This window comes from Candidatus Nitronauta litoralis, from assembly GCA_015698285.1.
Classification (GTDB): Bacteria; Nitrospinota; Nitrospinia; order Nitrospinales; family Nitrospinaceae; genus Nitronauta; species Nitronauta litoralis.
This window is the reverse complement of record CP048685.1, coordinates 3,023,456-3,048,952: the sequence shown is the minus strand read 5'-3', so window position 1 is coordinate 3,048,952 and position 25,497 is coordinate 3,023,456. Positions and strand designations below refer to the sequence as shown.

Below are 25,497 nucleotides of genomic sequence, written 5' to 3'. Positions count from 1 at the left end.
AAACCGGGACAAATTAGGAACCAGATGCCATCTCTAGTTTGGGGAACTATGGGGAAGAGAAGGTTTTGTATCAGGGCGCAGCATCTTGAGCAGATAGCCTGCTGCATAGGCACGGATCACAACTGCAGAATCATCAAGCATCTGCAATAAAAGGGGTAACAATTTTGGGCTTCCAATTTTCCCAACCGCGCGTACTGCCGCAGTCCTGACTCTGGAGTTTGAATCATTCAGGCCATACACCAGAAGTTTGGCGCTGTCCGGCCTTTTGAGGTCTCCTAAAATTCTTGCCGCAACACTCCGAACTCCATAATCCCCATGCTGCACCGCCATCTTGAACACCTCATCACATTTTGGGGACTTTAATCTGGATGCTGCCATGGCAGATACCACCTGTACCATTGGATCCTTATCCACGCAAAGAGGTGCCACCCTGCTTAGTGCTGCCTGGGCAGGCAAGTGCCCCATCACCATCACGGCCTGTTTTCGAATCCGGGGATTTGTGTGCTTCAATAACTTTTCGAGAACCAGAAGTTGTTCAATTTCCGCATGGTCATCCAGGGCTTTAAGGCAGTAAATTTTGATCTCATCATCCTGATCTTCCTCCAGCAATTTAACCAGGTGAGAGCGCGTAATGGGAATATTGATTTTACCGAGATAGGTAATCGCCTGATAGCGCTGTACCGCATCCCCACCATCCGCGGCCTTGAGCAACACATCAAGTTGCGAGGCGTCTCCAAGAGAATAAAGAGCATAGGAACTGCCCAGCCGAACCATAGGATCGGGCGCTTCCAATAGGGGCTGAACCTTGGGCCTCATACTCTGGTTGCCAAGTTCCCCGATGATCTCTAAAGCGGTGGCTTGTACCCAAACGTTGGAATCGTTTAATAGATTGAGAGCATTTCGAACCGCTTCTTGTTCCGAAACTTTGCGGAGCCCCTGAAGTGCAAATTGTCTGGTTGTGGGAAAAAAGTCATGAGTCCCCTTCAATAAAACAGGAAGCACTTTGGGGTCACCAGATTCCCCTGCTGCCCGCACTGCTCCACTACGAATAAACGCTTCATCGCTAGCTAACGCATTTTTTAAAACTTCGAGACAGTGAGAACGTAATTTTTTCAGGGAAGCCCCGACTGTTGGTTCAGCCTGCAAAACCGGGTTAATCGAGAAAACCAGAACAACGGCCAATAGAATTGGAAATAAAATATTTTTATGCTTCATATTTTTTTCTGGAACCCCTCTTCGGATTTTCCGGGAATCGTGGTTAATTCTGCGGCGTAATTTTCAGCTTTTTCGAAAAACAGCGAAGCATCTGCAGGTTTATTATTGTTATTATACCCGTAACTGAGTATTCGACATTTTTCTATCAACATCTCAAGAACCCACATTTTTTGCTCCGGTGAAATCCCAGGGTTCTTCATAACCTTTTCCATGGCATAAACCCGAAAGCGGTCCATTCCCCAGTATTTTCGAGACAACTGATCGCTGTGGCCCCCGGTTTTAACGATTAACTTTTCATCTATGAAATGGACGGGATTCCGGAGAGTCAAACGTAACCACAAATCATAATCTTCACAAGCAGGAAGTGATTCATCAAATACGCCTATGTCGTTAAAAAGTTCCCGTCGCATCATAATAGACGAGGGACTTATAATACATAAAGGGAGGCAGTTCCGGAACACCTGGCCTGAATACTTGCGGTGTTTTTTCATAGGGTTGACCCGGACCCCATTCCGAATCCAGATCTCATCCGTATAGCAGGCGGAACATTCTGGATTCTTTTCCATCCATTGAACTTGTCGGGTCAGTTTCTCAGGGAGCCATTGATCATCAGAATCCAGAAAACAGATAAATTCTCCACCAGCTATTTCTATTCCGCGGTTTCTGGCATACGAAACCCCTTTATTTTCTTCAAATCTAAGGAAATTAACCTGGGGAATCCCTTGCATGGTATCTGCTGTATCATCCGTTGACCCATCATCAACAACAATCAACTCCCAGTTAGACCAGGTTTGCAGAAGAACCGATTCAACGGCCTTCTCAAGGAATTCAACTCTATTATATGTAGGAATAACGACTGAAACCCGCGGGGTGTTAATGTAGGTATCTGGCATTCAACCTGCTTTTTTTGGCGTATTCTGTCCTAAAGGGTCGGAATCCTGTATACTGGACAAAACCCTTGACAATCTAGCGATTTTCCCATAATAGTTAAGATTTCGCGAACGTTTTTAGCTCAAATTTTCCATGAGGCCTAACTCCCGATTTCGGCTCCTGAAATAAATCGTTCCCATAGGAATAATTGATGGACTTTAAAGAAGTCAGCGCAGTATTCAAAGACGATCTGGCAGGAGTAGAAAAGTGTCTCAGGGACAACTACTTTTCCGACATCCCACTGGTTCCAGGAATTGGCGACTACATCATGAATGGTGGCGGCAAACGTGTTCGTCCCCTGTTACTTATGATCTGCACGCGACTTTCCGGCATTGAAGTTAATGACAAAGTTATCCGTCATGCTACCGCCGTAGAGTACGTTCATGCCGCCTCTCTTCTGCATGATGATGTTGTAGACGAAACAACCGTCCGCCGCGGGAGACCTACGGTTAACACTAAATGGGGAAGTGACGCCAGTATTCTTGTTGGCGATTTTTTAATTGCACGAGCCCTGCTTCTTTTATCCAACGATGTCGACGAAACTGTGTTCCGTTGCTTTGCAGAAGGTGCCAAAACGCTGGTTGAAGGTGGCCTTCTCGAATTCACCCATGCACGGGATATCAATGTCACTCAGGAACATTGTCTGGATGTAGCCTATCGAAAAACAGCTTCCGTTATGGCCCTGGCCTGTCAGTTGGGCGCACAACTCGGAGGAGCGGATCCTGAAATCGTTACCTCCTTGTATGAATTCGGCAAGGACTTTGGTATCGCCTTCCAGCTTGTCGACGATGCAATGGATTACGATGGCACCCCTGAGCAACTGGGTAAATCCCCAGGCACAGATTTTAACGAAGGACATGTCACGCTCCCTCTTCTTTATCTCCATCAGCATTCAGATTCTTCACAAAAAAGGGAAATTGAAGGGTTCATCCAGAATGAATGCCTGACCCAAAAAGAATTTGAGTATATTCTGGAGCGAATGCGGGAAGTGAAAGCGATCGACTATACGCTCGATATTGCTCGTGACCATATGAAGCGGGCCAAAGAAAAGCTTCAAAACCTGGAGTTCCCCAACCCGGACTTCAAACCCGCTCTCCAATCCACAGCCAATCATATCGTGGATCGTTTCCAGCCAACGGGAACCCATTTAATTCCATCAGGCCGTTCATATTAGTCCGGTTTTAGTTTCAAATCACACAAGCCACCCAATTCTTTATATCTTTAAAGTTCACCCGCGAGGCATTAAATGCCCTCTTCCCACCCACTTGTTCAGTTAGCCCGAAACGCCATACAACACCACCTGGATTCCGGTAAGAAACTTGTTCCCCCCGAAAATATCCAATCCAGTTTCAGTAAACCGACCGGAGCGTTTGTTACCTTGTACCAGGATGGAAGTTTACGGGGTTGTATTGGTTCCCTCAAACCACAGACCCAATCACTTGCTGAGGAAGTGGTACGAAACGCGATACTGGCTGCCACAAAGGATCCACGCTACGATCCGGTAAGCCACAGTGAGATCGATGGACTGACCATCCGCATTGAAGTGGTCACACCACCTGAACCCGTAGACGATATTTCAAACCTGGATCCAAAGGTAGATGGCTTGATTGTGCGGAGCGGTAAAAAGCAGGGTGTTCTCTTGCCGGGAATCGAGGGTATTGAAACAGTGGACCAACAGGAAAAGATCTGTCGTTCAAAGGGTGGTATCAAAAACAACGAAAATGTAGCTTACTCGCGGTTTCGGGTAGAGCAGCATATTTGAAATCACGCCTGATATTTGAAATTGCCCTGCTTCAGTCAAAAAAAATGGCGCCGCCCGTTAAGGCGACGCCACTTTAAAAACTCTTCTGCATTTATCCTACATAAGCGCATTTGCTCGCTGGAGTACGCGTATCCATGTTCTTACCACGGTTGGCGTGATCATCAATCTCCGCTGCACAACCGATCATACGGCCAAAGAGAAAAGCAGTGAAGCTGGCTAACTCGATGTCTTCCTCGTTTACCTTGCCTGCCTGATATTCTTTCCAGACCGTTTTCAAGAGGATCACCGCGATTACCGCATCGATGTTCACGCAGTAAACGTTTTTGCTGACCTTGTTCTTGAACAGGCTTTGTACCAGTTCATGATAGAAGTCGAGGAAAACGTTGCTGATTCCCTTCTCCTTGAAAAGGCTGCGAACGTAATCTTCACGCGGGTCGATGTTGACATCCTTGCCCTTAAAAACAGGATGGTTGACACACGGAATCTTGCCGTAGTCGAGATTGCCCAGCTCTTTCTGCTTTTTCTTATAAGCTGAGTAACCACTCGCGAATTCATTGGCAATCGCCGCAAGGTCTACACCGTGGTTCGGATCAGCAGGATCTTTAAGCCCGGTGTCCCGAAATTTTTCAATCAGAAAAGCAGCGGCTTCGTAACCGTTACCCCCATGGGCGAACCCGGTATGCGTCATGAATCCGATGAAGCCTTTGTTGATCTGAACACGTTCAGGCTGTTCCGGACCATCGGCACTAACCGCACCTTTGGAGCCCTGGGCGGAAATGGTCCCTGGTCCGTTAGTGATGATGAGCCCCAACAGAACCTGAAACTCAAACAATTCATCGCTCGAAGGTTCGCGTCCCAAAAGCGCCATAAACGCCGTTTTAGTGAAGCTGTAATTCGGGATCAACTCCTCAAGTTTCACACCACAGAAAGTTCCTTCACCATGCCGTTCTGCAGGTGCGGCACAGCCGACGAGTGTGCTGTAAATTCGGCTGAACCACGGCAGTGTTGTGACGGTGTGGCGGGAAATTTTCTTAGAACGCAGACTTGGCCAGGCAACCGTCAACCAGACCGCAGCGACACAAGCGTCCGTTGACGGATTCCCTCCATTTTTAGAAGCCAGTTCATCCAGCAGGCCGATAAAAACCGAATCGCCTTTGAGGGCTTTGGCTGCAGCCAACATCTTCGCTCCACAACCCTCATCCCCTGACTCCAGAAGAACATCCTTGTGAGCATCCGCTTCCGCAAGCTGAGCGCTGTAATCGTACTTACTTTCCGGATTATCCATGTCTGTTAATTTGAACAGGTCCAGAAGAACCGTCGCAGCATCCATCGAACCCTGAACAGTTTTCTTACCAATCAGGGCAACCGCTGCAGAGAGCGCCGTGTTCGGAGAATTCCCCGCTTCACGAGAAGCTTCTGCAGCTGCCAACGCCGGTGAACCATGCTGATTCACAAATGCATTTAACGCCAGATTCACCAGAGATTCACCAAAGTCTGACGGATATTGCCGTGTCAGCGCAAACACCAGATTGGATTCCAGGGAATGACCGGAAGCATCAAGGATAGAGGTTCCATGCAGTTGCGAGACCTGGGTTTTCGGGTCCATCTTGGAAGCACCGCTGGCATCCTTCAACGTTTCCCGGCGGGTCTGTGCTCCAACCGTTTTTTTCAACGATTCGATCTGCTCGGAATAAGGTTCGATGGCCGGTACTGGCTGAATGTTGAGCTCCGATGGAACATTGATTCCATTGTTACTCGCAAACCAGCATTTGAGATCGAGATTCCCTTTTGGTTCAAAGTCAGGCTTCTCTCCGTTCAGCTCCATCACCTTGGTGAGGGCATCCGGGATATGGGCAATATTCGTGACCAGCGCACCTTTCTTGGAAAACACCGGCTTCTCTGGAGTGTAAATATCATCCACTCCAAAGTAATCCATGAACCATTTTTCCTTGGCCATAGCGTCATCACCGGATCCGGCAAGTGATCCTGCATGCCCGCAAGCCTTGGTCAATTTTGCTTTCCAGCGACCCACCACACAGGCAACGATCGGTTTGTCGGATTCCAGACCTTTTTCGTACATCCCACCAGGCTCAGCGTAAACAACCGCCGCTTTGGAGCGATCATCATTGTTGAAACCGTGGATGAACTCCTTCGGGCCATAATGAATGTAGACATCTTTTCCGCTGGAAACGGAAGTTGTGGTGCCCCAGCCTGCAGTTGCGAGGTACACGGCGATGGTGGTCGTGAAATTACCTGAGTTGGAAAACAACGCAACCGAACCCTTGATGAGAGACTCTTCAGGAGCGTTACCCCCCAAAGCACCACCCAGGCGCACGTGGTTCCAGGAGTCTGCGAGACCCAGGCAGTTTCCACCGAACAGGTCAACCCCATTGGTCTGGCAGATCGCACGCATAATGCGAGAATCTTTAACTGAAACTTTTTCTGTCAGAACGATGACTTTTTTCAGGTCAGGGTTGGCGCGAACCGCTTCAGCCACACCGTCTTTCACCCCGGAAGGTGGCAAGTAAACGACAACCGTATTGAATTTGTGACCGGCTGCCATGCCTTCTTCAATTGAGTTGTAAACGGGAATTTTGCCATTCTTGGTCGGCAGTGATTTTCCGGATTTACCAGGCCCCGTTCCGAATACAATGTTGCCACCGGAATACTCGTGGCTGACCGGGGTTACACCGGAACTTTCTTTTCCTAAAATATTGAGAACGACAACACGGTCGTCTTTGGTTGCAAGTTCAGAAAGAGAGTTGATCCCTACGTAATATGGGAAACCCTCAACACCATTTGGATGCATTGGTTTTTTCCTCCGCTTGGGATTCGGAAGCAATATTGAATCCCGGGTTCGATTTTTTGCAATCTATTAAAAGGAATCGCACAGTTTCGTTTTCCTGCTACTTGATTCCAAGTTTCTTTTTGATTTCTTCCTTACCGCCGTTGGCCATCCATTTATTCACGTCACGCACGTAGTTGATAACTTCAGACATGGCGCTGTCGTGACCAAAGAAGCGGTAAGGCAGGCCCAATTGATCGAGGGTATCGCGAAGGTACGCCATTCCGCGAACCAGGTTGGGTCCACCACGTCCAACGACAACGAAAATGGGTACCGGGCCGTGAACCTGGAAGTGCGACTTGATGCCATCGGCCATCGCGCGGAAGGTTTCAAAGATATCCGTGTTGTTTGCCTTACCCCCAATGATGAACAGAACATTACTCTGTTCAAGCCAGAACTTTAGCGTGATCCTCGCAATGTCATTCATCTTTTCGTAGGGAGGATTTCCGCCAAAATCGGAGGAGATGGTTGCGTCTTCACCAAGAAGCTCGGTGACCATCGCGTTGGCACCACCACCAAAGGTAAACGCGGTGATGTTCCCTTCGTCATTGATGACGTAAACATCACTCTGTCCCTGATAGGTTCGGAGCTGATTGATTTCCTGTTCGAAATCTGAATCGTCGGACGCGAACAAGTGAGATGGCAGGTGCAAACGCTTCCATGCAGGATCGTCCTGATCAAACGAGCATTTGAAGTCACAGGCAACAGGCACAAGGCGTTTGCCAGCCGTGCTCATTCGGATCGGGTTCAACTCCAGCATCAACATGCCATAGTTGTTGTAGAGGTCCCACAGCTTGGGCAGGTTCTGTACCAGGGGACTGATGATCTCCTGTGGTGCTCCAAGATCAGACAGAGCATTGGAAACATGGAATGCTTTCAAACCGGTAAGCGGATCAAATGGAACCACCGCAAGTTTGTCCGCCGACAGCTCTTCAATATCAACACCACCATGATGAGTGATAGTCATCGCCGGTGTGCGGGATTCTGTGTTATCGGTAATAGAAAAGTAGATTTCATGATCGGCGGGAACACCACCTTCGAAGGTCACACCATCCGATTTAAAAACCGCGTTGCCATCGCGATGCTCAGCAAAATACAGACGCTCTTTTTCCTTGAGAGCATCGTGGATGTTGTCCACGCGACCGATCAGGCCGGACTTGCCTTTTTTACCCACGCCGCCTTTAAACACAGGCTTCACGAACACCATCTTGTGCTTGGCGATCATTTCCTTAATTTCATCGACGCTGATTTCCGCGCCGCGTACATCTGACCTGGGAAATTCCACCAAGTCCAGCAACTTGTGGCCCCATTGCATACCGGTGATTTGCATTGCTTTCTCCTGTTATTCCAAATAAATGAGATTCCTCTGCAGGTGGACTAAAATTATATCCACCTGGGGAACCCCCAATCTTCCTAAGCGATTTATGATTTTCTCAGAGACACTCAAAAACACCCGGTTTCGGCGCACATCTCACAAGCCCTTGATTTGCAAGGGATAAAGACAGCGAAAAACAGGTTTTGGAGTTGCCCTGAAAGGTCTTCCCTGGACATGCGGGTAGGGAAAGAAACGCCCATTTTATTGAAATTGGGGATTTTGTCAACAGGAGGGAAAGGCTTGAAAACAGTTTATTTTTGAGGGTTTTTGGGGGTGGTTTGGAACCATAAAATTTCTTTGTTACCCAATGCGTATTTTTAATTCACAAACACGGGACTGCTTCTCCTCTGCGCTGATAAAACCTTCGGCGTGGTCGAGGGAAAGCATCTCGATTTCAAACTCAAGGGCAAGTTTTACTGCTTCACCAAAAGACACTGCTGAATCATTGGCAAACGTCACCACGCGCGTGTTGAAATGAGATGGTGCGAGCACTTTAAGTCTCTCATCGATATTTACAGGCGTGATTCCACCGCCGATTGAAACCGGAATGCCTTTGCTTTTGATCTTATCGGTACATAAGGTCACAAGCTCTATCACTTCTGGATCGGTCACCTTGCATCCCATCGAACTTGATAAGTCACTGCATCCGATGGTGATCTCATCCAGTTGCCCCGCCCAGGGACTGTCCAGAATGGCATCTAACTGTTTCGCAGCGGTGATGGTTTCTATATTGATATGTTTTCCAAGAATATTGAACTCCAGCGGAGTCAACATTTCTCCAAGGGCTTCAATAAAATTCTGCAGGCCGTAGGGCGATTCCACCATCGGCGCAATCAACCCATCCACTCCCCGGCACACCAGTTCCCGAATATCGTTGCGTGCGTTGGGTCCGCCAATTTTCACGACCACCGGCATCAACCCTTTGCAGCGCCGCACCCAGAAACCGACCTGGTCGAAACCCATCGCTGCATCTTCGGTTGACAGTTTCAACGCGGACGCGCCGTGATCTTCTACCAGACGCGACAACAATTCCAATACCGGGTCGTCTTTGGCGGATGGCAAAACCTGAATTTGTGCTCTTCGTGTTTTCATAAACTAATTTCCTGGTATATTGGCCAATCCTTGAAAAAAGTGTTCAATCTAACCGTCATTGCGAGGAGCGCTAGCGACGAAGTAATCCAGAATTCTGGATCGCCACGCTCCTTTCAGTCGCTCGCGATGACGACCTACGATTCTTCGTCCCTTTGGTCCTCAGAATAGCAGGAAGTATTGCAATGTCATGCTGAGCTTGTCGAAGCATCTCGCATTTGCTTTTTTAAATAATACTTACCCTTTTCGTTCCCGGACAATCACAGAAGGGTCGATGCGATCGACACTCGGGCAACCGGTCAGGATCATCGCTTTCTTCAATTCATTTTCTTTTTCTTCCAGGTAAAACGACACACCCTCCTGCCCTGCCCCGAACGCAGCAATGCAGATGGGTCGACCGATCAGCACAGCATCGGCTCCCAGTGCCAGCACTTTTAAAATATCCGATCCATCGCGAATGCCGCCATCCACCAGAACTTTTATGCGACCGTTCACCGCCGCCGCAATCTCGGGCAGCACTTCTGCGGTGCCAGGCATGTAATCCATCACCCGGCCGCCGTGGTTCGACACCACAATCGCATCAGCTCCCGCTTCCATTGCAGCCAATGCCGACTCGGGGTTCATGATCCCTTTAAGAATGAAAGGAACCTTTAAATGCTTTTTTAAATCCTGCAAATCTTCGATACTTTTAGGACCAACACTCTGCCCTTTGAGCGACATGGTTTTAAAAGAAGCCGCATCGATGTCGATACCCACAGCAATCGCTCCGGCTTCAGTCGCCGCATGAAAGCGGTGCAGGATGTCGAGGTTGGACGCACGTGGTTTGAAAACAGGGATACCGAGTCCACCACGTTTCTTGATTGCTTCCAGGCCAATACGGTATTTTGTTGGACTCGCACCGTCACCTACCATTCCGAGCGTGCCGCAACTCAGGCAACCGTCGAGCACGGCAGCGGCGTATTCCTCTTCGCTCATGCCACCACCCAGATTGGTTTCCATTCCGGTGATCGGTGCGGCCAGCACCGGGGAGGCAAGTTTCTGTCCAAAAAGCTCGACGGATATATCCGGGTTACGTACATTGTGGATGGTGCGTAAGTTGAGTTTGTACCGGGCCAGTGCTTTCAGGTTTTCGTGAAAGGATCCTCCCGTTCCGATGCCACCAATGCCGGGCACCTTGCCCGAACACTCCACGCCATCGCACACAACGCAGGCTTTACAGGCGACATAAAATTTTCTGCGTGCGTTGTTACGAATGATGTCCCAGGTGATGGTTTGCTCGTTGCCCGTTTCAACTTTCAGAGTCTGTCGAGCCAGTTCGTTAATGCGTATGGCTTCTTCGCGGGTTTTCGCCGTCGTGATGACATACCCGGTTTTTCCCATGTTGCTGCGCAGGTCGCCGACGGAATCTCCCGGTTCTTTCATGAGGATGATCTCGCGCACACCGCGAATTTTCATGGCCTCGTCCACACCGCGTATTGATAAAATTTTCCCCGCCGGTGGAATGATGGATCGCTCCACCGCCACCATTTCATGTTTTGGTTTCAGGTCAGAAGGAGCCTGCCCCAGCGCCACTTCAATACCAGCACGTATCAGGTTGACTCCGCTGGAAAGCGGGTACGTGTGAGCCGACATCCAGCCACCACTGAGTCGGGATGCCACTTCGACTATTTTGGCCCCTTCGGCTGTCATTTTGATATCGCCTTTGGCAGCACCATGATTAATTCCCAGAGCCCGGATCGCTGCAAGAAACGTCTGCTCCACTTCGTCCAGAATATTGCGGGGTGCGTTGGAGGGCATGGTGTGCCCTTCTTCCACGAACCAGGGCTCACGCGTGATGTGCCGGTCTGCAACACCGGTGATCGTAATCTCCCCATCGTAGATGATGGCATCCAGACTGAACTCCGGCCCTTCCATATATTCTTCTAGAATGAGATTGCCGCTGATGGATGATTCTTTAGCTTCCTGAAAAGCTGAGGGCAAATCGTCGGGCTGATTTATTTTTTTTACGCCACGTGCTCCCATGTTGTCGCAAGGCTTGATGACCAGCGGCAGTGTTGTGGCATCGACAATCCGGCGCGCTTCATCCAGGGTCGTCACAGCTGTGAACCCCGGAACGGGAACACCTGCACTTTTGAGACAACGCCGCATCTTGATTTTGTCGGTGGAACGTTCGGCCACCTCGGTCGGAATGCCTGGCAGATTGAGCGCGTTGGCTACTGCCGCTACGGTGAGCGATGCATCGGTACCTACTGTCATAGCGCCATCAATCGGTATCGACCTGTGAAACTGTCGGGCGGCATTGACTGTCAGATTTATATTGCGGGTGCTGACCACGATAGGAAAGTCGGCCAGCTTCATGCCTTCAGCATCGGGATTGTAATCGGTGACCACCACCTTGAGCCCCATATCCTGGGCCGTCTTGATAGCTGGGACCTGAAACACACCTCCTCCTATGATCAGGAGATGTTGTTTTTTCCGGGCGGGCATAGGCTCTCCGCAAGAGATTGAAATTTACGGCGGGATTAGGACAACGCCTGTTCCTACTATTATCGGCGGATCCGGGGAATACCTTGAGCGCAAGAGGCGCAGGCGAAAAGCTTCAAAGCCTTATTCTATACTAATTTAGCGGCATCTCCACAAAAGGATTCAGATTGGCACCGTTGGGGGCCTCGTTCACGACTCTGAAATGGATTCCGGAAGACGGGTCTGGTCGTCGGTGTAGGCTTCTTCCAACTGTGAGCGGGTGAGTCCAGTGACATCCCGAAGGTCACTGCCCTGAAGATAGGTACCTCCCATCAAGGCATCAGTGAGGTCGGCCCCATTCAGGCTGCCCCAGTTGAGATCGGCCTCTTCCAGGTTAGCGCCTTTCATACGTGCATTTTTGAAAGAAGCCTCGTTCAGAAAAGCACCGCGAAAATCAGCCTTCTCAAGATTGGCTTCATCAAAAATGGCACCGATTAAATCTGCTTCAACCAGGGTAGCCCCGGTCAATACAGCACAGGATAAATCGACTCCACGAAGCACAGCGCGTTTGCCTTCACGGCCCTTGGTCTTAAACCACAGAGCATGATCTTCAAGAGCTTTTTCAAGCACACTTCCTCCTAATACGGGCCTCGAATATGATCCGCAACTTCCCTCAAATAATATTTGTGAAGATCCAGGTGCATTCGTGTTCCAAGTTTTGGCATTCTTGAGGCCGAAACGTTTTCCTGCACCTGTTCCGGTCTGCGGGCACCAGGGATGATCACGGAAACTGCGTCGAAGTCCAGTATATAGCGTTGCGCCATCTGGGAAAGAGACATTCCGTCTGGAACAATTTTTTTCAGGCCATCTGCAAGCTCAACCGCTTTTTCAAATGGAATTCCGGCGAAGGTCTCCCCAACATTAAAACACTCACCGTTCGCATTGTAATTGCGGTGATCTTCTTCTGCAAAACTCTGATCCGCTTTCATCTTTCCCGACAATACGCCGGAAGCAAGTGGGAGCCTGACAATGATCGCGACCTTTTTTTCAAGGGCCTGCTCAAACAATTCCGTAACCGGTTTCTGCCTGAATAGATTAAAAATGATTTGAAGCGATTCCACCCCCTCCTGCTCAAGGCAAAACAACGCTTCTTCCACGGACTCCACACTGGCACCAAAACGTTTTATTTTACCTTCCTTCTTTAACTCACGCAGCCACTCAAACACTCCGCCTTCTTTCAAAGTCTCAAATGGAAGGCAATGTAGTTGAGTGAGATCGAGCGCTTCAATACCAAGTCTTGAAAGCGAGGCTTCGGTGAATTTTCTGAAATTTTCACGTGTGTAGTTGGCATCACCACCTGGATCAGGAAAGCGCCCCAGCTTGGTAGCAACAAACGGTAAGACTTTTTGTTTCTTTAGAAACCTTCCAATCCGTTCTTCACTCAACCCCTGACCATAAACATCCGCGGTATCGATAAAGTTGACACCTTCAGCCATGGCAGTTTTCAAAATGGATTCAGCAGTCGGGTCGTCAACCTTTTTCCAGTCACCACCCAACTGCCAGGCCCCCAATCCGACCTCGCCGACCTCGGGGCCATCGCTTCCAAACTTGCGTCTATTCAAAAGCCCAACTCCTGTACATTTACTTCAAAATTCAAGGAAATCCGCGTGAAACTCATTATTCCATAAGGAGTTTCACTTGCAACTGCGGACCCTGATTTTATTTCATTTTACCTGTTTTCCTGGCCACAATTTTTGAGGTAAACTCAAGGGAGTTTCATTTTTTCCTTGGGAGGGGAAATGAATCGAAAACAGGTAACAATAGGCATTGTTTTGTCCGCGGCTCTGCTCTCTCCCGTTCTCACACCTCACCCTGCCCTGGCCGAGTCCGATCCAAAATGGGAAATCACCCAAGCCCTCATCGACTTTGATGAGCACAAGTACCTGGAACATCTTTCCTTTGTACATAGTTCCGTTTCTACAGGAACTGCTGCAGCCACCTGGAGACTTCTAAACCAGAACGAAACACAAGCCCACTTTTATCTGGGTGTCTTTTTATTTGAGCAGGGACAGAAAGAGCTGGCTGAAAATCAGTTTGTAAAAACACTTGAACTCGACCCGGATCACGCTCTCGGTCATTTCAATCTTGGGTTACTTTACAACGAACAAAAAAAACTCGATGCAGCAAAAGCAGAATACAACGAAGCCATCCGGCTGGACCCCACACTTCACGGAGCCCATACCAACCTGGGCACGGTTAATCTGATTCAGAAAGAGTATCAAGCGGCGACTGAAAATTTTAAAACGGCCATTGGGTTAGAGCCGGAAGACCTGAAAGCTCATATCAGCCTGGGGCATCTCTATTTTTATGTCTTCAAGAATTTTCCGGCCGCAAAAAAAGAATATAAGAAAGTCCTGAAGCTGGACCCCAGGATCAAACTGGCAAAAACGAACTTAAGAGCAATCAAAAAGGACGAGCGGAAAGCACGCAAACAGGAACGCAAGTTTGAAAGAAGCCTGAGAAAACCTGACAAAGAAGAAGTGATCGGAGACATCGAGACTCCCGCAGACAAAACCGATGCAAGTGAAGACGAAACAACTGCCGATGAGAAGAAAAAAGATCTATTTAATTTTTGACAACTGACCAGTGAAATTTACAATCAAATAAAAATTTCCAAATTTAGAGTTTGCACTTTTCTTATTCCTTTTAATTTTCCTTCCTGACATCGTCCATACTGAATCCCTTCAAACAATAATTTCTGAAAAAAGAGCAATCAATTTATCAAACAAATTTTTGGAAAAAGAAAACTGGAATCACAAGGACAAAACCATCAAAACTCAAATTGCTTCTGACCCATGGTGTGATTGCCTTCCCTCGAAACAAGAAATAAATCTACTAAACAATGAAAAAACTACTGAAAATGAGAAAAAAGCATTGAGTGAGTTCTTTGATTTTTTAAATCATCTATCTAACAGGACTTATTGGGCAATTTCTTATTCTCCCAAAAATCGATTAGTCCTCGATGGAGGTGTATGCATTTTCATAGATGCTTATACCGGAGAGTATTTAGGGAGATTTGGGATGGGGTTGCCCGGTTATTATTAGAACTGGAAACCGTCTGCTTCGTCCCTTAGAGAAGAGGGGTTTGCATAACCCAAAAAACTAAGGTCCAAGGCGAGATTCTTCGCTTCGCTCAGAATGACTTACTGTGGTTTTCATGTTTCCAATGGAGGCTTTTAGCTCTCAATTAACTAACGCCTCTCTTTTCTCACCCTGTTTACCTTGGATGACCTGACTGATTTTCGCCTGCGTTTCTTCTTTACCTTGGGAGATTTTTTTCTTTTCTCCGGCAGGTACCAGCGCACCCCAAATTCGATATTGTGGCTCTTGTTCTGCAATTGCAGCAATCCGAGTTGGGCGTCGATGGTCCCGAAAAAGCGATAACCCAGCACCAGTTCCCAGCTTCGGTTAATGGCATAACCCACCCCGGCGATTACCTGATACGCAACCGTCAACTCCTCTCCCTCGGAAGCCGGCAAACTGCCATCCGCCAAGGGACCAAACTCTCCGCGCTGCCAGTTCATCCCGAGTCCCCCACCGACATACGGAGTCCAGCGTGTCCTGTTATGAAACATCCAGGGGATATTCAGCATAAAGGAGAACGCACTCAGATCCCCAACAGCCGAAAAATCACCCGCCGGTGTGTGCAACTGATCGAGGCTTTCCCAACGACCCGTGAACTCAATTTCGGTATTGAGGTGTTTGTCGGTCTGAAATCCAAAAGCGGCAGTGAATCCTGTTCCGGTTTCAAAAGAAAGATCCCGGTTGGGGAGGGCAATCACTGTCGCGGCGTTGGGTAGAGGCTCCAGCCCGATATCCGAATCCATCTTGGAATAACCAAGACCACTCAGTTTAAAATATTTTTTATTCTCACCGGAATGCATGGACTTCCCCAATGCGTACTGAGGAGGGAAGAGCATTAAACCAAGTAATAAAATTTGAGTGCAAACCTTCATTAAATATTGAGAGGAAAAAGGTTTATCGGTAACTTAACGGCAAAAAATGAAATTTATTCAATAGTCTTACCGGTTTTAATGCGGGCCTGATGGCCTTTTAATGCTCAAGATTCTGCAAAATATTTTATCTCTCTGATCATTTTGTCAAAATCAGAATAAGTCAAAACCTGGCCCGACCAAACCGCAATAGGCTCAGGTTTTGCTATTTTTATTAACACCATTTTTCCGGAGGTTTGACGAAGCATCTGGTACCCACTGAATTCACCCGGACCAAAATAGGACTCCCAGTTTTGGTTTTTAAAAGGCCAACTGTTATCGTAAAGCCACCCAAATTTTTTCGCGTAATCATCAAATTCATTGAGGCCAACAAAATCATTTGTTTTATTCATTTTGCCCCCCGAAATTTAGAAATAACAGACCTTCACCTTTCCTTTGGCATACCGAATCCAGGTGATATAATCCCCTTTTTGTCATCTCGGACCCAAATATGATTGCCCGAATTCAAAGTGGAGCCGTTTCCGGCATTGAAGGTTACCCGGTCGAGGTGGAAGTCCACCTGGCTCCGGGGATTCCCGGTATGACTATTGTCGGTCTCCCGGACGCTGCCGTCAAGGAAAGCGGCAACCGGATACAGGCTGCATTTAAAAATACCAACCTCGATCTCCCGCTGAAAAAGATCACCGTCAACCTGGCCCCGGCGGATATCCGCAAGGAAGGGTCCTCTTACGACCTTCCGATTGCCCTCGGCATCCTGGGGGCCGCAGGGCTGCTCAACAAGGAACGCCTGGACAAGTTCATGATTTTCGGTGAACTGTCGCTGGATGGAAGGATTAAGCCGATCAAGGGAACGCTTTGCCTGGCCACCTGCGCCCGGAAGGAAAAGCTTGAGGGACTCATCCTCCCCCGCGAAAATGCACCCGAAGGTGCCTGGGTTGAGGATCTCCCCATTTACGCCATGGACACTCTTCCTCAAGCAGTTGCCTTCATCAATGAAGAGGCAGATTTCCCTCCCTTCCCCCCGCATTCTCCGGACGAATTCATCCGTAATGTGTCACACGACTGTGACTTCACGGATGTAAAAGGCCAGCAACACGTCAAACGATCACTGGAAGTAGCCGCTGCAGGTGGCCACAACATTTTACTCATCGGGCCGCCTGGTAGTGGCAAGTCCATGCTGGCCAAACGCCTGCCCAGCATTCTGCCGCGGCTCAACCTGGGGGAAGCGATTGAGTCCACCAAAATCTACAGCATTCTTGGTTTGCAGAAAAACGGCGTGGGCCTGCTGACACAACGTGCGTTTCGTTCCCCGCATCACACGATCTCCGATGCCGGGTTGATCGGTGGTGGACGGATACCGCTTCCGGGTGAAGTGTCCATGGCGCACAACGGTGTTTTATTTCTTGATGAACTGCCGGAATTCAAACGCAATGTATTGGAAGTGCTGAGACAACCGCTGGAAGACGGGGAGGTTTGTATCTCGCGGGCGACCGGCTCGACCACCTACCCAACACGCTTCATGCTGGTGGCGGCGATGAATCCCTGCCCGTGCGGATACCGGTCCGATCCCAAACGGGAATGCCATTGCTCTTTAATGGAGATAAAAAAATATCTGTCGAAAATTTCCGGCCCGCTACTTGACCGTATCGATTTGCATGTCGAAGTACCGACGCTGAACTACAAAGAGCTATCGACAAAGGAAGCAGGAGAACCTTCAGAGATCGTGCGGTCCCGTGTTGAAACTGCGCGACAGGTACAGGAGGAACGGTTCAGAAATTCAAAAATATTCTGCAACGCCAATATGTCAACAAAACAGCTCCAGACTATGTGCGCGTTGGATGCCGCATCCAAAAAACTGATGGAGACCGCTATCGATCGCCTGGGCCTGAGCGCCCGTGCGCACGATCGTATTTTAAAAGTCGCTCGCACCATCGCCGACCTGGCTGGTGAAAAAGACATTCAATCCATGCACGTTGCCGAAGCAATCCAATACCGTTCACTGGACCGAGAGACGCTTCTTTGAAAAAGAGTTTTGCATAAGTGGATTATTTTGTAATAAAGTGTGCGTCATTACGAGGAGCCCTTCGCCAAGCTCAAGATAAACTCTAACGACGAAGCAATCCAGCCAGACTTGCCCCTGGCGCGGAAGAGAGCTACCGAGTTCTTTGAGAATGGAATGATTTAGAAAGCCGGAGAGTCTTGGTTATAACGATCCTTCTTTTAAAAAAATACTTGAAGAGTTTTAATTTGATGAGCGGTGGAATAAATAAACATTCAGTTTCAAACTAATATTTATTTATCCACCCAGTTTTCAAGGTTTTTTTGGTCGAATGCGATAAAGATTCCACAGAAGAGATAAAAATTTTTGGAATTCCTCTTTTCTCAATAGGTTTAACCGCATTATTCGATTGCTTTTTTCGTTTGGGTTCAGGAGAATGTAGGTAGAAACACTTTCAAGGATTTTCAAATTGTAGGGGGACACGTGAGCACACCGGAATATCATGAAATCAGAGCCTGGTGCAAGGAATCCCAGGAGATCGCCGACGAGTACGGGATAGAAGAAGCTTTATCCTATCTTCTGGGTGAAAAGTTTGCTCCTCTGCTACGCGAGCTCAAGAAAGCACGCCGTCAGGTTCAATTCCTTTACAGCGAAAAGGATCGGTCTATGGTTGAACCCCTCGCCAAGAAAGACCAGGATTTCCGGTTGGGCTACATGATGACCCTTGAGAACAATTACAGGGAACAACTCGAAGCCATCAAACACCTTGAGCGGTTGACCGGGGATTTTATGGAAGAAATCCGGGATGCTTTCGAGGAACAGGATGTGTTGGAATTTCTTGAAAACTATCCGCGCCTTGACTCCCCGCAGGACGATCTGACTATGAGCTTTGAAACTCTTGGGGGTACAGATTCAGATCAGTTCACCACCAAAGACCTGATGGCTGAAGTCGAAGATATCTACCTGGCCGAAGAAATCAGGAAGTTGCTGCAAAACAAATGGCAGGCACGGTAGCCTGAATGTCAGTAAAAAACAAATTAAGCCAAGGCACCCGCCTCAAGATCGCATTTGGTGTTCTCACCCTGTGCACCTTTGGTATCCTGTTCACAGGTCCCACATTTAATTTTGCTCTTCAGGTCGTCCTGACCTTCATCCTGCTTATTTTTCTTTTCTGGTTGATCACCTGAGTATCCCCTCCCCTTTTCCAAAACAAAACTTCTCGCCCCCATTCATTTCGGAAGAAGGCAGGTAATTCTATTGTCTTATCAATTGATCTGGCCCTTACGGATCGGATCAATGTGAACACAGAAATTGAAAACAGGGCGATGGAAGGAAGCGAAACCTATATCCTCGGTCAATTGGCCATGGAGTTTATTTTCCAGAAAAAACTTTAATATAGATATCAAAAAACCATCCTTAAAAAAACATCGCGACCACTGCCGCAATCACTCCCAGTACGCCAATTGAGATACCGGCTATGGCGAGTCCCCTCACTTTCTCCATTTCCAAGTCGTTCTTTTCTTTTACCGCCTTTAAATGTTTCTCGATTTGTTCTCCAACCTGATCCTCAACATATTGTTTCATTTGTTGCGTAAACCCATCGGTACGCTCTTGAATTCGCGCATCCAGTCCGTTCAATAATATCTGCCCCATTTCATCCGACTTGGCATCAATCTCCTGGGCCACGATCCTTTTAGCGTCCTGTTTCCATACATCCATTTGTGTCCGGATCTCATCCAGCTTTTCTCGAACAGTTTTCTCAAGCTTGGGTTCGATGTTTTCATAAACCTTTTCCAGACTGTCCTGTGCATTTGCGATGGCTTCATGAAGGTGCTCCTCAATTTCTTCCTCCAATGCACCCTTACGGTTTTCTACGTGCTCACAAAGCACCTCGGCTTTTGTCTTGATGTCAGAAAGATTCTTGAGCAATTCTCGGGCCTGCTGCTCGTCATCCGGTGATAAATGTTCCATTAACTCAACCTCGAAAAATGTGAATGCCTGTCTATTAGATGCTAAAGACCGTCCCGGATTCTAAAAACTGTTACCTTGCGTGGAAAAACATCAAAAACGACCTTTGGTTCCAGCCCCATATTTGCTAATATAACCTTTTATAATACAGTAATTTAGCTAAATTCGGGATGATGGAAGGAGCCACCCGGGTGCAACAACAAATCGACCAGTTCCAATTATATCTGGAAGCAGAAAAAAATGCTTCTGAGCACACGCTCTCAAATTACCTGACGGACCTGTCTCAATTCAGGGCATTTCTGGAGTCCACGGGTCACGCCACCCGGGAGGGACAGGTCGATTTGAAGAGGGTTGATCGCCTGGCTGTACGTGCCTTCATGAGTCATTTGTATGAAAAAGGCTGTTCAGGAAGGACTATGAACCGCAAAAGAGCTTCCCTGAGTTCCTTTTTTAAATTTTTATGCCGGGAAGGTTATTTGTCATCCAATGTAGTTCAGTCCATCCCCTCCCCAGCGATGGAGGAGGGCCTTCCCTCCTTTCTCTCAGTAGACGAAATGTTCCGGTTGCTGGAAAAACCGAAGGGTGAGTCGTTTCTCATGGTGCGGGACCGCGCTATACTGGAAATGTTTTACACCACCGGCATGAGAATCAGCGAACTGGTTTCTATCAACCTGGACCACATTCGATTGGATCAAAGACTGGTCAAGGTGTTGGGAAAGGGGAAAAAAGAACGCTTGCTGCCCCTTGGGAAAAAGATTCTGGGTACTTTAGACCGCTATTTGCCCCTACGCAGGAAGTTTCTGGAACAAAAAAAACTGGCCGAGACAACAGATCAGGTTTTTGTGAATTTCAGGGGTGCCGGGCTCACAACTCGGGGAGTCAGAAAAATATTGGAAAAACACTTGAAAGGAACGCCTCTTTTTGGAACCATATCGCCTCACTCGATTCGGCACAGCTTTGCGACTCATATGCTGGAAGCAGGAGCCGACCTGAGAACGATTCAGGAAATGCTGGGACATTCAAGTCTTTCGACTACACAGAAATACACGCACCTGACTGTCGACAAACTGATGGAAACTTATGACAAGGCACATCCACGCGCAAAGAAATCCTGACTCCTTTAATAGAATGGACAAATCACACAATGGCTGAAAACGGCATGCACGGCACAACAATCCTTTCCGTCCGTCACAAAGGGAAGGTCGCTCTGGGGGGAGACGGACAAGTCACCCTGGGCAATACTGTAGTCAAACATTCTGCACAGAAAGTCCGCAGGATGTACGAAGATAAGGTTCTGACCGGATTTGCCGGAGGAACGGCAGATGCTTTTTCTTTATTTTCCAGGTTCGAGGAGAAGTTGGAAAAATATAATGGGAACCTGCCTCGCTCGGCTGTTGAGCTGGCCAAGGATTGGCGGACCGACAAATTACTACGCAAACTCGAAGCCATGTTACTTGTTGCCGACAGCGGCAATACTTTTCTTATCTCCGGAAACGGGGATGTGGTCGAACCAGATGACGGAATTGTCGGCATCGGTTCCGGCGGAGCCTTCGCCCAGGCCGCAGCCATTGCGTTGGCAGCGCATTCACCACTGGAAGCCCGTCAGATTGTTGAAGAAGGGTTAAAGGTTGCGCAATCAATTTGTATTTACACCAACGATCACTTCACGATTGAAGAGCTTTAGCAAAATATTTTTAATACATTTACGTTTTAAAATGGAACCCAATACATCAATGGAAACTGAAACAGTGTCTGAAGATAAAAAACAACCTGTCGATTTCATGGCATCTATGACCCCACGGGCCATTGTCCAACAACTCGACAGTTATATTGTAGGACAGGAAAAAGCTAAGAAAGCTGTCGCCATCGCTCTGCGAAACCGGTGGCGTCGGCAAAAACTTCCTGACAGCCTAAAGGATGAAGTTGCCCCCAAAAATATCCTGATGATCGGCCCCACCGGTGTGGGTAAAACTGAAATCGCACGCCGACTGGCAAAGCTGGCGAAATCCCCGTTCATAAAAGTGGAAGCATCCAAATACACGGAAGTGGGTTACGTCGGTCGCGATGTTGAATCGATGATACGCGACCTTATTGAACTGACACGGACCATGGTCAAGGAAGAAATGGAAGCAGAGATGCGGGATCTTGCGCGTGGCTATGCTGAAGAGCGCCTCCTCGACATACTGCTTCCTCCTCATCCAAGCCATGTAACAGGGGAAAACAAGGATTTCGGAGCCGACAGTCTTGGCAAAAAACAATACCTGGAAACGCGGGAAAAATTTCGCGGGTACATTCGCGAAGGCAAGTTTGACAACCGTGATGTGGAAATTGAAGTTTCAGAGCGGTCAGGACCTTCCATTGACATCATGACCCCACAGGGCATGGACGACATGGATAACAACCTGAAAGACATGCTGAACAACTTCATGCCAAAAAAAACCAGCAAAAAGAAAATGAAAGTGCCGGACGCTTTCCGTGTACTTTGCAGGCAGGAAGCGGAAAAACTGGTCGATCAGGAAAAGGTCAGCCAGGAAGCTCTCGAACGTGCCCAGCAAAACGGGATTATTTTTATTGATGAAATCGACAAGATCACAGGTCGAGACGGCATGCAAGGCCCCGATGTTTCCCGCGAAGGTGTTCAGAGAGACTTGCTGCCAATCGTTGAAGGATCGTCCGTAAACACCAAACACGGTATTGTAAAAACGGACCATATTCTGTTCATCGCCGCCGGGGCCTTTCATTCAGCAAAACCCTCCGATCTGATTCCGGAATTTCAAGGCCGCTTTCCCATCCGGGTGGAACTGGAATCCCTCGATGAAAATGATTTTTTCCGTATTTTAACGGAACCCGACAATGCACTGGTCAAGCAATACGTGGAGCTTCTAAAAACCGAAGGCGTTGAAATCGAGTTTCGGGAAGAAGCGATCCGTGAAATTGCCAGAATGTCTGCAAAAGTAAATGAGCGTACGGAAAACATCGGCGCACGTCGTCTGCAAACGGTATTGGAAAAAATGCTGGAGGAAATTTCCTTTGAAGCACCGGACTTGGAAAACAAAAATATTGTCATTGATCCGGCTTATGTAAACGAGCGGCTTAACGACATTATCGAAAACGAAGATCTCAGCCGTTACATCCTATAAATAATTATGAAAAAACTCATCAGCAAGGCGGAGACACTCATTGAAGCGCTCCCCTTCATCAAAACTTTTTATAACAAAACCATCGTGATCAAATACGGCGGCAACGCCATGGTCAACGAAACACTTAAAGACAGTTTTGCTGAAGACGTGGTTTTGATGAAATACATCGGTATCAATCCGGTTATCGTTCATGGTGGCGGCCCACAAATTGGAAAAACCCTGGAGTTATTCGGAATCAAGTCAGAATTCATTGACGGTCAAAGAGTCACCAGCAAGGAAATGATCGATGTTGTCGAAATGGTTCTGGGTGGAAAGGTAAACCAGGATATTGTTTCCCTTATAAACCGGCATGGCGGGAACGCTGTAGGCATCACTGGAAAGGATGGGGATCTGATTCAGGCCAAGAGGTTCAGGCGGATCAGGGAATCCCCCGAAACGGACCGCCCGGAAATCATCGACCTGGGCCTCGTTGGAGAAATCCAGAAAGTAAACGTTCGCGTTCTTGAAACACTGGACGAGGCAGAATTTATTCCTGTGATCGCTCCCATTGGAAGGGGAAACGAAGGCGAAACACTCAACATTAATGCAGATTTTGTTGCATCATCTGTCGCCCAGGCATTAAAAGCTGAAAAGCTGGTCCTGATGACGGATGTCGAAGGGGTTAAAAATAAAAAGGGTGAACTTCAATCCACTCTTTCCAGAAAAAAAGTCCAGCAGATGATCAAATCCAAGGTCATCCGGGATGGAATGCTCCCCAAAGTAAACTGTTGTCTGGACGCGTTGAAAGTGGGTGTTCATAAAACCCACATCATTGATGGACGGGTAAAACATGCTCTCCTCCTTGAAATTCTTACCAAAGAAGGCATCGGTACTGAGATAACTCCGGACTGACCTTGCTTGCTCTCGGCACCTTTTTTATCAGTAGTTCAGGATATTGACATTGCCCTTCCCGTACTGCTAGGTTATGGTTTAGAAGTAAACTTTATAAGAGGAACAGTATCCTTGAAGCAGCAATTCAAACAGCCGAACCTCGACCGAAGAAGCCGCTCTATTCTTCTGGAGACGATCAACGAATATGTCTTAACCGCGGAGCCTGTGAGTTCACGCAGCATCTCCCGCAAACTCAGTGAAAAACTGAGTCCGGCAACGGTAAGAAACGTGATGGCTGACCTTGAAGAACTCGATTTCCTGGCTCAACCGCACACCTCCGCAGGGCGTGTGCCAACTGATCGGGGATATCGGTATTTTGTCAACGAACTGCTCCTTAACCAGGAAAGGGTGGCTTTAACAACTCCTTTGCCTGCGTCTCTTGTAAAGTCATCCTATGACAAAAATCTTCAGGATGTCCTGGGCTCAGTGTGCCACTTATTATCAGCAGACTCGCATCAAACCAGTCTGGTGATGGCGCCAGCTATTGGCAATCTCCACTTAAAAAGAATCGAATTCATTCGTCTGGAAGAAAAGCAGGTCCTGGCAGTCCTCGTATCAAGTCTTGGTCCGGCACAAAATAAAATGCTCCGCCTCACGGAAGATATTTCGCAGGATCGGCTGATTTCGACCGCCAACTACCTCAACACCGAATACGGTGGACATCCCCTGGTATCCATTCGCCGAGAACTCCAGTTTCGGGTGGAAAAAGAACAGCAGCGGTGCGACAAACTTAAAAAGCGGGCATTTGATCTATGGGCTCAGGTTTTCACCACAGAAGACCATGCCGAGTTGTTAATCGAAGGGATCAATCATTTACTGGACCAACCCGAATTTCAGGGAGACTTGAAACGCATCAAGGCCCTTCTCAAGACAGTCGAGGAGAAACAACGTTTGATCGAATTACTGGATTTGTGTATGCAGCAGGACGGTCCGAGTGTCATTATTGGAGAGGAGCATCAGTTAGAAGAAATGCAGGGCTGTAGCCTTATTGCCAAGAACTACAAGATGGATAATGCTACCGTCGGTACGGTAGCCATTGTAGGGCCGAAGCGGATGGACTACCCCAAAATGATTGAGATTGTGAACACATCGGCAGCAAATGTTTCCGATTTCTTATCCAGAAACCCTGACCAGGGAATTTAAGGAACTATGAACAAGGAACAACCATTGGACGATATTGACGATTCAAATGAATCTAAAGAGCATTCCGAAGACTCATTTTCATCAGAGGAAGAAGAAATAGAGATTGTGGAAGAACCTCTTGACCCGTTGGAGCAGAAAGAGAACGAACTGAGTGACTTGAAAGAGGAAATGATGAGGCTCCGAGCGGAAACGGACAATTTCCGAAAGCGGTTGAGCAAGGAAAAAGAAGATTCCGTGCGCTATGCGAATGAAAAGTTGTTCAAGGACCTAGTCCCGATTTATGACAACTTGAAGCGTGCCCTTGAAGCTCCAGACGTTAATGTCAAAAGCCTCAAGGAAGGTGTCGACATGATCGGCAAACAGTTTTTAACCTTCCTTGAAAAACACCATGTCAAACCCATAGAAGCGCTTGGTGAAACTTTCGATCCAAACCTCCACGAGGTGTTGAGTCAGATTGAATCAGAAGAGCATGAAGAAGATGTCGTCATTGATGAATTTGGCAAAGGGTACTACATCCATGACCGGGTGTTGATGCCCTCAAAAGTTGTAACATCCAAAAAGCCTCAAGGTTCCTCCAGCGAGGAAAACGCCTCATCTGAAGAGACCGCTGGCTAAGCCGGATATA

The 25,497-nt window shown here is 48.0% G+C and carries 24 protein-coding genes; 13 read left to right on the top strand and 11 right to left on the bottom strand.

Annotated features, from left to right (window positions below; translation table 11 throughout):
* Positions 1–33: 33 nt before the first annotated feature.
* Together G3M70_13880 and G3M70_13875 are read right to left on the bottom strand one after the other, a co-directional pair.
* Entirely contained in the window at positions 34–1,215 is a 1,182-nt protein-coding gene (locus tag G3M70_13880) for a HEAT repeat domain-containing protein (protein ID QPJ62904.1), read from the bottom strand.
* Positions 1,212–2,108: a glycosyltransferase gene (locus tag G3M70_13875; protein ID QPJ62903.1), complete on the bottom strand. Its 897-nt coding sequence runs from the start codon at positions 2,106–2,108 to the stop codon at positions 1,212–1,214. The genes G3M70_13880 and G3M70_13875 overlap by 4 nt, the downstream gene beginning before the upstream one ends.
* A 188-nt stretch (positions 2,109–2,296) precedes the next feature.
* On the opposite strand from G3M70_13875, the gene G3M70_13870 reads away from it, so the two are divergent.
* Together G3M70_13870 and amrA are read left to right on the top strand one after the other, a co-directional pair.
* Positions 2,297–3,319 (top strand): polyprenyl synthetase family protein, encoded by a 1,023-nt coding sequence (locus tag G3M70_13870; protein ID QPJ62902.1) that lies wholly within the window; start codon positions 2,297–2,299, stop codon positions 3,317–3,319.
* Between the two features lie 72 nt (positions 3,320–3,391).
* A complete protein-coding gene (gene amrA / locus G3M70_13865) occupies positions 3,392–3,907 on the top strand; it encodes an AmmeMemoRadiSam system protein A (protein QPJ62901.1) in 516 nt (171 codons plus the stop codon).
* Positions 3,908–3,998: 91 nt separating this feature from the next.
* Here the strand turns inward: amrA and G3M70_13860 are convergent, their stop codons facing one another.
* The 6 genes from G3M70_13860 to G3M70_13835 all read right to left on the bottom strand — a co-directional run bounded on the left by G3M70_13860 (position 3,999) and on the right by G3M70_13835 (position 13,301).
* Positions 3,999–6,716: a CoA-binding protein gene (locus G3M70_13860; GenBank protein ID QPJ62900.1), complete on the bottom strand. Its 2,718-nt coding sequence runs from the start codon at positions 6,714–6,716 to the stop codon at positions 3,999–4,001.
* A 97-nt stretch (positions 6,717–6,813) separates the two neighbouring features.
* Positions 6,814–8,082 (bottom strand): carboxylate--amine ligase, encoded by a 1,269-nt coding sequence (locus G3M70_13855; GenBank protein ID QPJ62899.1) that lies wholly within the window; start codon positions 8,080–8,082, stop codon positions 6,814–6,816.
* A 345-nt stretch (positions 8,083–8,427) separates the two neighbouring features.
* On the bottom strand, positions 8,428–9,219 hold the full coding sequence (locus G3M70_13850) for an aldolase (GenBank protein QPJ62898.1): 792 nt from the start codon (positions 9,217–9,219) through the stop codon (positions 8,428–8,430).
* A gap of 234 nt (positions 9,220–9,453) precedes the next feature.
* Complete coding sequence (locus G3M70_13845; protein QPJ62897.1) at positions 9,454–11,703, bottom strand: ATP-grasp domain-containing protein; 2,250 nt, start codon at positions 11,701–11,703, stop codon at positions 9,454–9,456.
* A gap of 186 nt (positions 11,704–11,889) precedes the next feature.
* Positions 11,890–12,309, bottom strand: coding sequence for a pentapeptide repeat-containing protein (locus G3M70_13840; protein ID QPJ62896.1), 420 nt, complete (start codon positions 12,307–12,309; stop codon positions 11,890–11,892).
* 8 nt (positions 12,310–12,317) lie between these two features.
* Positions 12,318–13,301, bottom strand: coding sequence for an aldo/keto reductase (locus G3M70_13835; protein ID QPJ62895.1), 984 nt, complete (start codon positions 13,299–13,301; stop codon positions 12,318–12,320).
* A 177-nt stretch (positions 13,302–13,478) separates the two neighbouring features.
* Here G3M70_13835 and G3M70_13830 point away from each other — a divergent pair, with 177 nt between their 5' ends.
* Positions 13,479–14,315, top strand: coding sequence for a tetratricopeptide repeat protein (locus G3M70_13830; GenBank protein ID QPJ62894.1), 837 nt, complete (start codon positions 13,479–13,481; stop codon positions 14,313–14,315).
* A gap of 157 nt (positions 14,316–14,472) precedes the next feature.
* Positions 14,473–14,784 carry a hypothetical protein gene (locus G3M70_13825; GenBank protein ID QPJ62893.1) on the top strand — a complete coding sequence of 104 codons (312 nt, stop codon included), beginning with the start codon at positions 14,473–14,475 and terminating at the stop codon, positions 14,782–14,784.
* Positions 14,785–14,930: 146 nt separating this feature from the next.
* On the opposite strand, the gene G3M70_13820 is transcribed toward G3M70_13825, so the two are convergent.
* Both G3M70_13820 and G3M70_13815 read right to left on the bottom strand, forming a co-directional pair.
* Positions 14,931–15,623: a porin family protein gene (locus G3M70_13820; GenBank protein QPJ62892.1), complete on the bottom strand. Its 693-nt coding sequence runs from the start codon at positions 15,621–15,623 to the stop codon at positions 14,931–14,933.
* A 176-nt stretch (positions 15,624–15,799) separates the two neighbouring features.
* A complete protein-coding gene (locus G3M70_13815; protein QPJ62891.1) occupies positions 15,800–16,084 on the bottom strand; it encodes a hypothetical protein in 285 nt (94 codons plus the stop codon).
* A gap of 98 nt (positions 16,085–16,182) precedes the next feature.
* Between G3M70_13815 and G3M70_13810 the strand changes: the two genes are divergently transcribed.
* The 3 genes from G3M70_13810 to G3M70_13800 all read left to right on the top strand — a co-directional run bounded on the left by G3M70_13810 (position 16,183) and on the right by G3M70_13800 (position 18,878).
* Positions 16,183–17,715, top strand: coding sequence for a YifB family Mg chelatase-like AAA ATPase (locus tag G3M70_13810; GenBank protein ID QPJ62890.1), 1,533 nt, complete (start codon positions 16,183–16,185; stop codon positions 17,713–17,715).
* 459 nt (positions 17,716–18,174) lie between these two features.
* A complete protein-coding gene (locus G3M70_13805) occupies positions 18,175–18,705 on the top strand; it encodes a PTS sugar transporter subunit IIA (protein ID QPJ62889.1) in 531 nt (176 codons plus the stop codon).
* Between the two features lie 5 nt (positions 18,706–18,710).
* Positions 18,711–18,878: a hypothetical protein gene (locus G3M70_13800; GenBank protein QPJ62888.1), complete on the top strand. Its 168-nt coding sequence runs from the start codon at positions 18,711–18,713 to the stop codon at positions 18,876–18,878.
* 229 nt (positions 18,879–19,107) lie between these two features.
* On the opposite strand, the gene G3M70_13795 is transcribed toward G3M70_13800, so the two are convergent.
* A complete protein-coding gene (locus G3M70_13795) occupies positions 19,108–19,662 on the bottom strand; it encodes a hypothetical protein (GenBank protein QPJ62887.1) in 555 nt (184 codons plus the stop codon).
* A gap of 188 nt (positions 19,663–19,850) precedes the next feature.
* Between G3M70_13795 and G3M70_13790 the strand changes: the two genes are divergently transcribed.
* The 6 genes from G3M70_13790 to grpE all read left to right on the top strand — a co-directional run bounded on the left by G3M70_13790 (position 19,851) and on the right by grpE (position 25,487).
* Positions 19,851–20,774: a tyrosine recombinase XerC gene (locus G3M70_13790; GenBank protein QPJ62886.1), complete on the top strand. Its 924-nt coding sequence runs from the start codon at positions 19,851–19,853 to the stop codon at positions 20,772–20,774.
* A 44-nt stretch (positions 20,775–20,818) separates the two neighbouring features.
* Positions 20,819–21,343 (top strand): ATP-dependent protease subunit HslV, encoded by a 525-nt coding sequence (gene hslV / locus G3M70_13785; protein ID QPJ63821.1) that lies wholly within the window; start codon positions 20,819–20,821, stop codon positions 21,341–21,343.
* A 97-nt stretch (positions 21,344–21,440) separates the two neighbouring features.
* On the top strand, positions 21,441–22,799 hold the full coding sequence (gene hslU / locus G3M70_13780; GenBank protein QPJ63820.1) for an ATP-dependent protease ATPase subunit HslU: 1,359 nt from the start codon (positions 21,441–21,443) through the stop codon (positions 22,797–22,799).
* Positions 22,800–22,805: 6 nt separating this feature from the next.
* Positions 22,806–23,690, top strand: a complete 885-nt coding sequence (argB, locus tag G3M70_13775) for an acetylglutamate kinase (GenBank protein ID QPJ62885.1) — start codon at positions 22,806–22,808, stop codon at positions 23,688–23,690.
* A gap of 111 nt (positions 23,691–23,801) precedes the next feature.
* Complete coding sequence (hrcA, locus tag G3M70_13770; GenBank protein ID QPJ62884.1) at positions 23,802–24,872, top strand: heat-inducible transcription repressor HrcA; 1,071 nt, start codon at positions 23,802–23,804, stop codon at positions 24,870–24,872.
* Between the two features lie 6 nt (positions 24,873–24,878).
* Positions 24,879–25,487 carry a nucleotide exchange factor GrpE gene (grpE, locus tag G3M70_13765; protein ID QPJ62883.1) on the top strand — a complete coding sequence of 203 codons (609 nt, stop codon included), beginning with the start codon at positions 24,879–24,881 and terminating at the stop codon, positions 25,485–25,487.
* Positions 25,488–25,497 lie beyond the last annotated feature (10 nt).

Excerpts from the sequence above, each read along its gene's own strand:
- argB (QPJ62885.1), top strand. The coding sequence starts at position 22,806 with ATGAAAAAACTCATCAGCAAGGCGGAGACACTCATTGAAGCGCTCCCC.
- hslU (QPJ63820.1), top strand. The coding sequence starts at position 21,441 with ATGGCATCTATGACCCCACGGGCCATTGTCCAACAACTCGACAGTTAT.
- G3M70_13810 (QPJ62890.1), top strand. The coding sequence starts at position 16,183 with ATGATTGCCCGAATTCAAAGTGGAGCCGTTTCCGGCATTGAAGGTTAC.
- G3M70_13795 (QPJ62887.1), bottom strand. The coding sequence starts at position 19,662 with ATGGAACATTTATCACCGGATGACGAGCAGCAGGCCCGAGAATTGCTC.
- G3M70_13850 (QPJ62898.1), bottom strand. The coding sequence starts at position 9,219 with ATGAAAACACGAAGAGCACAAATTCAGGTTTTGCCATCCGCCAAAGAC.
- G3M70_13845 (QPJ62897.1), bottom strand. The coding sequence starts at position 11,703 with ATGCCCGCCCGGAAAAAACAACATCTCCTGATCATAGGAGGAGGTGTG.
- G3M70_13800 (QPJ62888.1), top strand. The coding sequence starts at position 18,711 with ATGTCAGTAAAAAACAAATTAAGCCAAGGCACCCGCCTCAAGATCGCA.
- G3M70_13820 (QPJ62892.1), bottom strand. The coding sequence starts at position 15,623 with ATGCATTCCGGTGAGAATAAAAAATATTTTAAACTGAGTGGTCTTGGT.
- G3M70_13875 (QPJ62903.1), bottom strand. The coding sequence starts at position 2,108 with ATGCCAGATACCTACATTAACACCCCGCGGGTTTCAGTCGTTATTCCT.
- G3M70_13860 (QPJ62900.1), bottom strand. The coding sequence starts at position 6,716 with ATGCATCCAAATGGTGTTGAGGGTTTCCCATATTACGTAGGGATCAAC.
- grpE (QPJ62883.1), top strand. The coding sequence starts at position 24,879 with ATGAACAAGGAACAACCATTGGACGATATTGACGATTCAAATGAATCT.
- amrA (QPJ62901.1), top strand. The coding sequence starts at position 3,392 with ATGCCCTCTTCCCACCCACTTGTTCAGTTAGCCCGAAACGCCATACAA.
- G3M70_13815 (QPJ62891.1), bottom strand. The coding sequence starts at position 16,084 with ATGAATAAAACAAATGATTTTGTTGGCCTCAATGAATTTGATGATTAC.
- G3M70_13870 (QPJ62902.1), top strand. The coding sequence starts at position 2,297 with ATGGACTTTAAAGAAGTCAGCGCAGTATTCAAAGACGATCTGGCAGGA.
- G3M70_13855 (QPJ62899.1), bottom strand. The coding sequence starts at position 8,082 with ATGCAAATCACCGGTATGCAATGGGGCCACAAGTTGCTGGACTTGGTG.
- G3M70_13830 (QPJ62894.1), top strand. The coding sequence starts at position 13,479 with ATGAATCGAAAACAGGTAACAATAGGCATTGTTTTGTCCGCGGCTCTG.
- hslV (QPJ63821.1), top strand. The coding sequence starts at position 20,819 with ATGCACGGCACAACAATCCTTTCCGTCCGTCACAAAGGGAAGGTCGCT.
- G3M70_13880 (QPJ62904.1), bottom strand. The coding sequence starts at position 1,215 with ATGAAGCATAAAAATATTTTATTTCCAATTCTATTGGCCGTTGTTCTG.